The sequence below is a fragment of the Flavobacterium sp. UGB4466 genome (genome assembly GCF_903469665.1).
Taxonomy (GTDB): Bacteria; Bacteroidota; Bacteroidia; order Flavobacteriales; family Flavobacteriaceae; genus Flavobacterium; species Flavobacterium lipolyticum.
In genome coordinates this window covers 1-10,265 of the sequence record NZ_CAGKLC010000126.1, presented here as the reverse complement: position 1 = coordinate 10,265, position 10,265 = coordinate 1, and the positions used below count along the sequence as shown (strand labels likewise).

Annotated in this window: 11 protein-coding genes; all 11 read left to right on the top strand. The window is 31.8% G+C overall.

Going from position 1 to position 10,265, the window contains the following annotated elements; genetic code table 11:
- The first annotated feature begins 538 nt into the window (after window positions 1-538).
- The 11 genes from JO950_RS19595 (at window position 539) to JO950_RS19545 (ending at window position 9,994) form a co-directional block, all read left to right on the top strand.
- Entirely contained in the window at window positions 539-733 is a 195-nt protein-coding gene (locus tag JO950_RS19595; protein WP_202704156.1) for a hypothetical protein, read from the top strand.
- 27 nt (window positions 734-760) lie between these two features.
- Window positions 761-1,231: a hypothetical protein gene (locus JO950_RS19590; protein WP_202704155.1), complete on the top strand. Its 471-nt coding sequence runs from the start codon at window positions 761-763 to the stop codon at window positions 1,229-1,231.
- A gap of 13 nt (window positions 1,232-1,244) precedes the next feature.
- Complete coding sequence (locus JO950_RS19585) at window positions 1,245-1,802, top strand: DUF6046 domain-containing protein (RefSeq protein WP_202704154.1); 558 nt, start codon at window positions 1,245-1,247, stop codon at window positions 1,800-1,802.
- A complete protein-coding gene (locus JO950_RS19580) occupies window positions 1,795-3,093 on the top strand; it encodes a hypothetical protein (RefSeq protein WP_202704153.1) in 1,299 nt (432 codons plus the stop codon). Before JO950_RS19585 ends, JO950_RS19580 begins: the two co-directional genes overlap by 8 nt.
- A gap of 12 nt (window positions 3,094-3,105) precedes the next feature.
- Entirely contained in the window at window positions 3,106-4,113 is a 1,008-nt protein-coding gene (locus JO950_RS19575) for a hypothetical protein (RefSeq protein WP_202704152.1), read from the top strand.
- A 2-nt stretch (window positions 4,114-4,115) separates the two neighbouring features.
- Window positions 4,116-6,362: a PAAR-like protein gene (locus JO950_RS19570; protein ID WP_202704151.1), complete on the top strand. Its 2,247-nt coding sequence runs from the start codon at window positions 4,116-4,118 to the stop codon at window positions 6,360-6,362.
- Between the two features lie 64 nt (window positions 6,363-6,426).
- Complete coding sequence (locus JO950_RS19565) at window positions 6,427-6,975, top strand: toxin-antitoxin system YwqK family antitoxin (protein WP_202704150.1); 549 nt, start codon at window positions 6,427-6,429, stop codon at window positions 6,973-6,975.
- A gap of 98 nt (window positions 6,976-7,073) precedes the next feature.
- Window positions 7,074-7,343 (top strand): hypothetical protein, encoded by a 270-nt coding sequence (locus JO950_RS19560; protein WP_202704149.1) that lies wholly within the window; start codon window positions 7,074-7,076, stop codon window positions 7,341-7,343.
- A gap of 64 nt (window positions 7,344-7,407) precedes the next feature.
- On the top strand, window positions 7,408-8,133 hold the full coding sequence (locus JO950_RS19555; protein ID WP_202704148.1) for a hypothetical protein: 726 nt from the start codon (window positions 7,408-7,410) through the stop codon (window positions 8,131-8,133).
- 137 nt (window positions 8,134-8,270) lie between these two features.
- On the top strand, window positions 8,271-9,299 hold the full coding sequence (locus tag JO950_RS19550; RefSeq protein ID WP_202704147.1) for a toxin-antitoxin system YwqK family antitoxin: 1,029 nt from the start codon (window positions 8,271-8,273) through the stop codon (window positions 9,297-9,299).
- 65 nt (window positions 9,300-9,364) lie between these two features.
- Window positions 9,365-9,994, top strand: a complete 630-nt coding sequence (locus JO950_RS19545) for a toxin-antitoxin system YwqK family antitoxin (protein ID WP_202704146.1) — start codon at window positions 9,365-9,367, stop codon at window positions 9,992-9,994.
- Window positions 9,995-10,265: the final 271 nt, after the last annotated feature.

Sequence of the window (10,265 nt, the reverse complement as noted above, 5' to 3'; positions counted from 1 at the left end):
CTCCTCTGCATCCGGAAGAGATGTTTACATCAATTCAGTAGATTTAGATGAAATAAAAATTCAGATGAATAAATTTAATCATAAATTATTTTATGAAGAACGTGATGCTTTAGATGCTTTAAGTATTAAAACTTATGCTACTCCTTTATTATAGAAAAAAGAGAAAACATTTTTAAATATACTCATCATTGTTGAACTCAAATTTTATTTAACCAATATGTTAAAGCCTAAAAGAGATTATTTTTACTCTTTTAGGCTTATCTCTTTTCTTTCTCCCTTATTCACAACCTCAACACAAACTACTACATACCAAGACTTTAATTAAATTACTTTCTACTGAAACTACTGAAAGCAGCAACCAAATTTTTCCCTTTTTCGCTCTTTATCTCTTATTTTTACAGCTGCTAATAAAATCGGTTAGCACTCTCAAAATCAATATAAAAACACCGCTTACTTACGGGAATATCCCGAAAGTAACTACCTCATCTATTGAGAATATCTTAAACAGCAATACCAACCTTTAAACATCAAATCAATCATGAATTCTACATCCAGAGATTTAGGAGAAATACCTTCGGCACCAGACATGAGCAATTTTAAAAACCCTTTGGGGCAGCAACCCGAAGGCAACATTATTATTGGAAATTTTAACATTACACCTTTGAATCAGTCACAAAGCACTGAAAGTCTTACCGAAATCCTGAAAAGAGAAAGTACAGACAGTTCTATTTAAAACATCAAAATTCTTAAAATCAAAAAAATGTTAGACGAAACAGCAATCGAAAAACTAAAAGAAAAATATGGTAATGTATTAAAACTTACCTCTGATGACCAATCTATAACAGCATATTGCAAAAAACCAACTCTCACAACATTTCTGAATTATCAAAAACGATACAATGATGATCCGCATGAAGCTATTTTGTTTTTGTTTGAAGAATGTTTACTGGAAAAAGAAAATTATGATGATGAATTCATGCTTTCTGCAGGAAATTCTATTGTTACCATGATTCAAAAAGACAGTGAATTTAAAATCAATGCAACACCTCAAAAAGATGAATTCAAAAAGTCAGCAGCTCTGATTCGTCAGGCTTTTCAGGTAGATCCTTATCAATTACCGATGGATGAATTTTATAAGCTCATCGAAGAAGCGCTTTGGCTGCAGAAACACAATGAAACCAGACTCGAAAATACCTTTATTACGGCCTTTGCTAAAACATTCTCCAACTAAAAACTAAAAAACAATGAAATTCAATTTTAATGTAAACGAAATCTTAGACTCAAAAGATACTGAATATACAGGTATTAACTATAACGAATCGGAATCGAAAGATTTTATTATCGATAAAACCGGAGGTGAATTTAACCTTAGAGTCTTTGCTCCCCTAATTTTTGAACCTCTGGTAAAGAAGGATCTCAATCTGCCGAGTCTGCGCATAGATGCTGTAACAGTTAATTTAAATCGCTCAAAAGTTATTAGAAAAGAAGGAATAGAAGGCAGAGATTCAACCATTAAAGAACATATCACCAATGGTGATTTTAGTATTTCGATTGAAGGACTAATTGCCGACGAAAGTGGAGATGAATATCCAAAAGAGAAACTTTTCTTATTGAAACAATTTCTAAATGCTCCCTATGCCCTGAGAGTAACTCATGCTATTCTGAACCGATTTGGTATTTACGAACTGGTTATAGACTCCTACTCTATTCCTTCAATTTCCGGAACAAAAAACATTCAAAAATTCACGGCCAGCGCCACATCAGACGAAACTGTAGAACTAATAATCAGAGACAATGCTTAAACTAAATGCTAAAATTAAAGTTTATGAAACGGTAAGGCTTATCCCTACTCCAAAATTTTATGAATTTACCTATGTCAAAAACGTAGAAATCAATAGCTCCTACAAATCGTTAACCGATACCGCCACGATTGTTATGCCTCAAAAAGTATATACCGATACCAAAGGCTTTGATCAGAACTTATTTGCAAATGCAAGCGGTGAACAAAAAACAATTCATGATTTTTTTAAAGTTGAAAATTTCATAGAAATATTTTTAGGATACGACGGAGATTACAAACCGGCTTTTAGGGGTTATATCACAGGAGTACAATCCGATACCAATGCTACTATAACCTGTGAAGACTTAATGTACGCCTTCAAAAAAATAAAAGCAGTAGATAATACCGATGCTCAGGACAAAAATGATACTTTGAATGTTGTAGCCACTAATCCAACCACCAATGTCGAGAACTTTAATCCAAAAACATTTCTTGAAAAAAGAATCAAACCGTTAAATCTTCCATTGAAGATAGATGCTCTTGACGAAAATTTAGGGAATCTAATGATTAACAGGGGGCAAACCCTGGCTCAGGTTTTCGAAATGCTAAAGGATAAGGGAATCTACACCTATTTTAAAATGGAAGAAGCCCGACCTGTACTTACAATCACCAATAACCCGCAAAAACATACAACCGGAGAATTAAGCAGTTTTATCGATCGCAATTTTATCCAAAGTCCTCTGGCCGGGGCAATTGTAAAAAAACTAATCAATCAGGGACTTGAACTTTTGAGTACGCAACTAAATAAAACTATTCAAGCCGCTTCCGGGAACTTTTTAGGGAAAGCACGTTTCAGATTTCGTTACAACATTATTGAAGATAAGTTAGTCGTAGTTAATGAATCGACAAAAAATACCCGTACACGAGTAGAAAAATACTTTAAAAATTCAAACACCCCAATTTACATTGAACTGGGTGACCCAAATGGGCAATTAGTGAAAACCCACGTATTACACAGTGATAGTGATGATTTACCAAATGATCCTACAGCTTTTGAAAAAACAACCACAAAAGTGGCTTCAGAACTGTATCAATACGCCGCATTACGAGCAATGGAATCTAAACCCAGCGGATTTGAAGGTTCCTTTCTCACTTTTGGAGAGCCTTTTGTGCGACCAACCGATAAGGTAATTCTGGAAAATGCTAAAGACAAAGAAAAAAATGGAACCTTTCAGGTCGAAAAGGTCGTGCGAAGTTATGGCGAAAATGGTTACAGGCAAAGGATTTACATAGGTCGAAGAGTAGAAGTTTAATAAAAATATATCATGGGAAATATAACCGATTTAATAAAAGATGTCTCTAGTAAAAATCAAATGATTGAAACTTTTGCTGCAAAAGTCATCGAAATAAATAATGAAATAGAATCATTTCACAATCCTGAAGACGCTTATACCGTAAACATTATGCGTGCCGATGGTGCCATCCTTAAAAACGTACGATTGAAAGCTTCAATCCTCGATATAGAACAAGGAGTTATTACCATTCCTAAAAAAGACAGTTGGGTTTTGGCGACCATTATTGACGGAGTAGAAACAAGAGCGTTTGTTTCGCAGTTTTCTGAAGTCGACAGACTAATGGGAAGAATACAAGCCACAAATGACCCAAAGTTATTTTTTGATTATAGTGCCGATGGCAACAAACTGCACATTCGTTATATAAAAACGGATACTGCAACAGAAACTAATGAAACAAAAATTCTTGATGTTGCTAAAATAGAGTTTGACAAAGACAAAAACTTTAAGATTAGCTATTTTGATGAAAAAGAAAACCCATTAGCAATTACACATTTTTCACCTGATAGTCTTAGAACGACTTTTAATTCGGTTAAAAACAATGTTGTAACAGAAGGCTCGGTCTTAACAATGACAAAAAATACTACCAATCTAAAATTAAACGATGATAACGGTAAAAAACGAACTAATTTATTAATAGAACCTAGTAATATCTCAGCTCGTTTATATAATGATCATGAAAAAGAAAAGCTGTCATTTGAAATGAGCGGTAATGAAAGAGCAGAAATAAAACTTACAGACTCAAACGACACAATTCTTTTAGAAAAAAACAGAATCCAATTAAAGAAAGATGCTAATAATTTAATTGAACTTTTAGGTCAAAATGGTGTAAATATATTCACTTCCGGCAACATTAATTTAAAGGGAGATAATGTAAATATAGATGCCAGCTCTAATATCAATATTAAAGCAAATAAGGCTATAAAAGTAGAAGCAGTAGGAGATACAACCATAAAAGGAGCAAACGTATTAATAAATTAATTATGGCAAAATATATATGTAACGGTGCCCAATGCAAATGCACTTTGGGCACTGAAGATGGTACGTTGGAGGTAAAATCTCAAACCAAAATTTTTATCCAGGATAAATTGATGGCTACTGAAAATGAAAAAACATTTGTTTTTCCAAATTTTACCAGCTGTAAAATACAAAATCCGCCTATTCCGTGCCAACCTGCTATTGAAGCTCCTTGGTCAAGCACAAAAAGTAATGTATTACAGAGTGAACACAAAGGTTTATTAGAAGCTTCTACTGCTTTCTGTACTTTTGGACAAGGAGAAATTTCTATCATAGATTCAAAACAAACGCAAACAAAAAATGTTATATTTGGAGATTACTCCTCAGAGCCAAAAGAGATTTCAAAGGTTTATGCCAAAGTCAGAACTTTAGAAACTTATAATGGAGAATTTGGTTTTGATTGGGTAGATGTCGATCCGGAAACAATGGAAATTCAAAAAATACAAGGTGTGCCCTTTGAAAAAGTAGAATACTTTTATAAAAAAGGAAACACAGCTCAGGATTTAGGAAACATCATACCTATTGGCGAAGATAAACCTGGCGCAATAAAAGCGATTCAGAAAAATTACGGACTTATTAATTTTGACAATCATTTCGAAATGCCTTTTGTTTTACTAAAACCAGGCGAGCCCGTCACATTGAGTTTGGAAGTCTTTTTTGAAGGGGAAAGTCAGGATGATTATATCTCTATTACAGGCGATGAATATTATAGTTTTAAAATTGACGGAGAAGAAGAAAGAAAGGATGAAAACGACAAAACAACAAAGAAAAAAATAGTAGCTAATGAACAGCTACAACTTACAATAAAATGTTCGAAAGAATCGTTAGACAAAAAATACTTTTTTTTACATACTGGTGCAAAAGGCCCAAGCGAAATAGGTGGTCTAAACATGATGAAAAATAAAGTACTGAAACTTAAATTTAGGGTTATTGCACTGGTATCAAATGAAGGAAATCCAAATGAGAAAGCGAAAGCCTTGTTTAAAAAGTTTAAAAATGCAGGTATCAAAGAGTATCTAAACAATAACTCTCTTAACCAAGCAGGTTATGCAGTGGAGATTGAAAATTTTGAGGCTATGGATGCCAGTAAGGTCGATGATTATTTTTATGCTTTTGATAAGGAAGATTGGACTAAAAAAAAGTATTTTGCGAGTATTATTAAACAAAAACCAGATGTTGATCCTGTTACCGGAAATTGTAGGATAGAAAGTTGGGACCCTATAAAAAAAGAGTGCAATAAAAAACCAGTTATAACTGAGGTAATAGTAGATGATCAAAAAGATTTGGGACTTCCTGACAAAGCAAACGAAATGGATGAAATAACAATATCTGAATACAAAAACAAATTGAGAAATAAAGGAAAATCATTCAATGAGGGTGGGATTATTATTTTATCTGATTTCGAATCTTCAGATGAAAAGACGGGAGCATATAGCCGTACAAATCCTCTTAATCATTATGCTTTAATCGTATATTCTACCAATACAAATAACAAAGATACTTATTCCCATGAAATTGGTCATATGTTAGGCTTACCCCATTTATTTTATGATTCAAAGGAAAAAGAAGAATATAAAGTTGCTAGAGAAAATATTTTAGGAAATGGATTGCCAGTCAATAATCCTGATGGAACAAAAAATGAAAAGTTTATTCCTCCTATAGAAACGAAGATTCTAAAATTGCAAAGTGAAACAAATAAGATTTATAGCCTAACAACTATTATTGGAAAAAAAAGCACTCTGATTGAAAAAATAACGAAAACTAATATTTATTTTCAATATAAAACAAGTTATTACACAAGATTGAAGACTAATGTTGAAAGAGAATATAAAGGACAACCCGGATCAACTATAGTAGCAGGAACTGGCAAAAATACACAAACAAAAGACCAATATTTATCTGTATGCAAAAATGAAATTGACAAAAACACGTCTTATTTACAAGAAAACACAAGCACTTTACAAATATTAAATTCTATTCATACAGATAAAATACAATTACATAAATATAAAATTAACTTAAAAGCTTCTGATTACTCATTAGTTCTAATTGAAACGAAAAAATATTATTACTCTGTTATTGATCAAATTCATTCAAACTATTTATTGTTTAAACAGGGGAGTACTAAAAATATCATGGATTATCATAATTCCAGATTAGTTTATTTTCATAATCAAATAAAAATCATGCGTGATGACATCGAAAACTATTAAATTATTTGTGTTATTCTTAACTATGTACACATTCTTCATAGGGTGCAAATCTTACCAAAAAAAAATGTTAGATCCCATAAAGGGGACTGCGAAGGCATTAATGTATCTACACTCTAAATATGATTCAGATTTTCCTCCTAAACTAAAAATAGAGAATAACGGATTGGGAATTTCTCCAACAGAAGAATGGTTCAAGGAAGGCGGTGTCAGCTTTGGCAAAACTGGGATTGATGATTCTAAAGAAGGTAAATGGTTAAGTGGTGACGCTGATTTTGATAAAAATGGAAATGTCGTTGCCAAAGGAGGAATATGGAAAGAGGAATATTTTAAAAATGGCTTGCGAGACAGTATTTATAGACGTTTTGATAGTAATGGAAAAATTATTTATGAGACTACATTTAAAAAAGGAACAGGTCTCTGGAAAGAATTCCATAGTAATGGGCAATTATACTTTGAAATGTACACTAGAGATGGGTATTTTACAGATACGCTAAGACTACATGATGATAAAGGAAAAATTATAGGAAAAAGACTTTATGTAAAAGATTCGTTGGTTTATGATGAAGGATTACCTTGCTTTCCTTACCGCTCTGATAGTGTTCCTAGTGACTAGAATTTAAAGCTACAATCGCGAAACTGCAAAAACCTCATTTACTATTGTGACAAGTAAAAGAACTATTAAATTAATTACAAAAAATTAAAGCAAAAGAATTGTTTTTAAAAGGTAATGAAGATTTATACGAATTGATAAAGGATGACTTTCCAGATGAAGTACAGCAATATTATTTGAAACAATTAGAAAAAATAAAAAACACAGCAAACAAAACCTTCTCTGAATATAGTGATTTTTACTCTAAAGCATCTATATTGTTAGAAAATAAAGAAATAAACTTTATAAATGAAATCCTTACCAGTACTACTGAAAATTATTGGAAAGATACTGCGATAGATTTAATTATTGAATACCTAAAATCGAATTAAGATTTTGCAATCCAATATTCAAAACTATCTTGGCAATCCTATGTAAATTTTACAAATCAATAAAATGAAAAAGAGCATATTTCTAATTATCATAGTAATTTTTTCGTCCTGCGTTTTTAAAAGGATAACTCCTTTTAAAGAATCTCCTAAAGGTATGGCATTTATTAATGCAGGCAGTTATAGGTACGCAGACTTTCCTGAAGAGGACTCCCCTAATTGGGGAGAACTCTCTTATATAGAAAACTTTGAAGAAGGAGGTGTACGATATGGTAAAATTATTGATGGCTATAAAGAAGGCAAATGGCTCAGTGGCGATGCCGGATTTGATACTTTAGGAAATGTTTATGCAATAGGTGGAATTTGGAAAGAAGAATATTTTAAACATGGTCTACGTGATAGCATTTTTAGACAATTTGATAATGATGGCAAAGTGATCTACGAAACCACTTTTAAAATGGGCACAGGATTATGGAAAGAATTTCATGACAACCGCAAAGTTTATTTTGAAGCTTATACCAAAGACGGTTATTTTACAGATACACTCCGTTTGTATAATAAAGAAGGTGAAAATTTTGAGAAACGTCTGTACCAAAAAGATGTTTTGGTTTACTATATAGGAAATGACTGGTGTTTAAGATACAGATACAAACCTAATGACAATACATACTTAGAAGTAGATTCATACGAATTAAAAAATTTGAAACAAGGAGCTTTTAGAAATACTTTTAGTTATAAAACTAAGGAAGAATTTGAGAATGATCACTTTGCAAAAAGTACCTTAAAAAGATAAAAACTAAAAATACTCTTTTCAAAATTCCTTTTTAACACAAAAAATCTACCCAAAAATTAATATGGGCTAAGTTATGAAACTTCGCCAAGCGAACCCTGTTTCTAGTAGAGTTAGAATTTTGAACATCAAATAAAACAATGAAAAAACTAATCTCCTATACCTTACTATTTTTTCTAATTATTTCAGTTAGTGGATCGTGTTCCGTCTTTGAAAAGAAACATTCATCTACCAGTAAAAATACCTTTGCAGAAAAAGGAAAACTTGACAAAAACGGAACAAAAACAGGCGAATGGAAAACATTCGACGAGAATAAAAAATTGTACAAAGTTATAAGCTACAAAAATGGTATGATGACTGGCGATTTTAAACGTTATTATAAAAACGGAAAACTCTCGGAAACAGGCAATTATCAAGATAACAGACCCGTAGGAGAATGGAAAGAGTATTATGAAAGCGGACTATTACGTAAGTTTGGAAATTACAAAAATGGAACTTGTGTAGGCGAATGGCAAAATTATCATCCAAATGGACGAGTAATGTATGTTGACAAATTTGAACAAGATGGTAGTCAATCAAATGGTGAATGGAAACAATATTACAAAAACGGACAATTGCGAGAAATTGGCAACTACGAAAATGGAACAAAAACAGGCGAATGGAAATGTTACCATGAAAATGGCAAATTATTTTTTATCGGAAACTACGAAAAATATAGAAAAAAAGGCGAATGGAGAGTGTATTATTCAAATGGGCAATTAGAAAGCATTGGCAATTATGAAGATAATAAAAAAACAGGCGAATGGAAAGAATATTTTTCTAGTGAAGTAGTAAGCAATGAAAATCATAATGGAAATTTAGAATCAATAGGACGGTATGAAAATGACCGAAACATAGGAGAATGGAAATATTATCGTTGGAATGGAGTTTTATCATCAACAGGAAACTACGATGAAAGAGGAAAAATCGACGAATGGAAACAATATTTTGAAAATGGACAATTGAGCAATACGGGATGCTATGAAAAAAATAAGCAAAATGGCGAGTGGAAATTTTACTACGAAAACGGGCAATTGCGGATGATAGGGAATTTTGAAGACGAATACAAAAAAGGCGAGTGGAAATATTATGATGAACAAGGCAATCTGACGAAAGTAGAAAACCATTGAAATAATACAATTACACAACAGCAATTTTGATTTAGACGGACTAAAACCTTACAACAAAAACCATAATGAATAAACTTATTTTATCCTGCATAACAATCGTCTTCTCTGTTTTTATTTCGTACGCGCAAGAAAATTATAAAAGCTTTTACACCAACGGAAAAATAAAAGAAGAAGGGAAAATTGATAAGAATTATAATAGAACCGGAAAATGGAAAGAATACCGCGAAAATGGGCAATTGTTTACCTTAAAAAAATATAAAAAAGGTAAACAGAATGGCAAAGAAAAATCATTTTATGATAACGGTAATTTAGCTGCCTGTTATAAATATAAAAACTATAAACTTACAGGAAAAAAAATCTCATATCATAAAAATCGGAGAAAATCGGAAATTGGATACTATAACAACAATGGTAAAACCGGAAAATGGACACGATATTATGAAAACGGACAATTAAGCAGTGTAGAAAGATATGATGAAAATGGCGATTATTCAGGAGAATTTACAACTTATTATGACAATGGACAACTAGCTTCAATCCATTATTATGAAAATAGAGAACTATTTGGTGAAAGCGATATCTACTACAAGAACGGGAAACTAAAACAGTGTGAAATGTATATCTATGGGGAAAAAATCGGAGAATGCGAGTATTACGACGATCAAGGAAATTTAATGGAGACTAAGAAATATTAAAATCATATTCACTTACTTTAATTTAATTTCTTCAGCAAAAAGTTCCTTAAAAAGATAAAACTAAAAATATTTCAGACAAAAATAAAGAGGATAAAAAAAAAGTAAAAGCTAAATACATAAATTATTCGGATTCTGATAAAATTAATTCCTCTCAAACAAAAGCGCAGTATATAGCGGTATGTGATAATTGGATTAATCTGGCAAATAAGTTAATTGGAGAAAATAATTTAGCAAAAGAAAACCTTTCAAATCAAAAAGGTTTAAGATATAT

Coding starts and splice junctions, on each gene's coding strand:
- JO950_RS19575 (WP_202704152.1), top strand. CDS start 3,106: ATGGGAAATATAACCGATTTAATAAAAGATGTCTCTAGTAAAAATCAA.
- JO950_RS19595 (WP_202704156.1), top strand. CDS start 539: ATGAATTCTACATCCAGAGATTTAGGAGAAATACCTTCGGCACCAGAC.
- JO950_RS19580 (WP_202704153.1), top strand. CDS start 1,795: ATGCTTAAACTAAATGCTAAAATTAAAGTTTATGAAACGGTAAGGCTT.
- JO950_RS19590 (WP_202704155.1), top strand. CDS start 761: ATGTTAGACGAAACAGCAATCGAAAAACTAAAAGAAAAATATGGTAAT.
- JO950_RS19565 (WP_202704150.1), top strand. CDS start 6,427: ATGTTAGATCCCATAAAGGGGACTGCGAAGGCATTAATGTATCTACAC.
- JO950_RS19585 (WP_202704154.1), top strand. CDS start 1,245: ATGAAATTCAATTTTAATGTAAACGAAATCTTAGACTCAAAAGATACT.
- JO950_RS19545 (WP_202704146.1), top strand. CDS start 9,365: ATGAATAAACTTATTTTATCCTGCATAACAATCGTCTTCTCTGTTTTT.
- JO950_RS19555 (WP_202704148.1), top strand. CDS start 7,408: ATGAAAAAGAGCATATTTCTAATTATCATAGTAATTTTTTCGTCCTGC.
- JO950_RS19570 (WP_202704151.1), top strand. CDS start 4,116: ATGGCAAAATATATATGTAACGGTGCCCAATGCAAATGCACTTTGGGC.
- JO950_RS19550 (WP_202704147.1), top strand. CDS start 8,271: ATGAAAAAACTAATCTCCTATACCTTACTATTTTTTCTAATTATTTCA.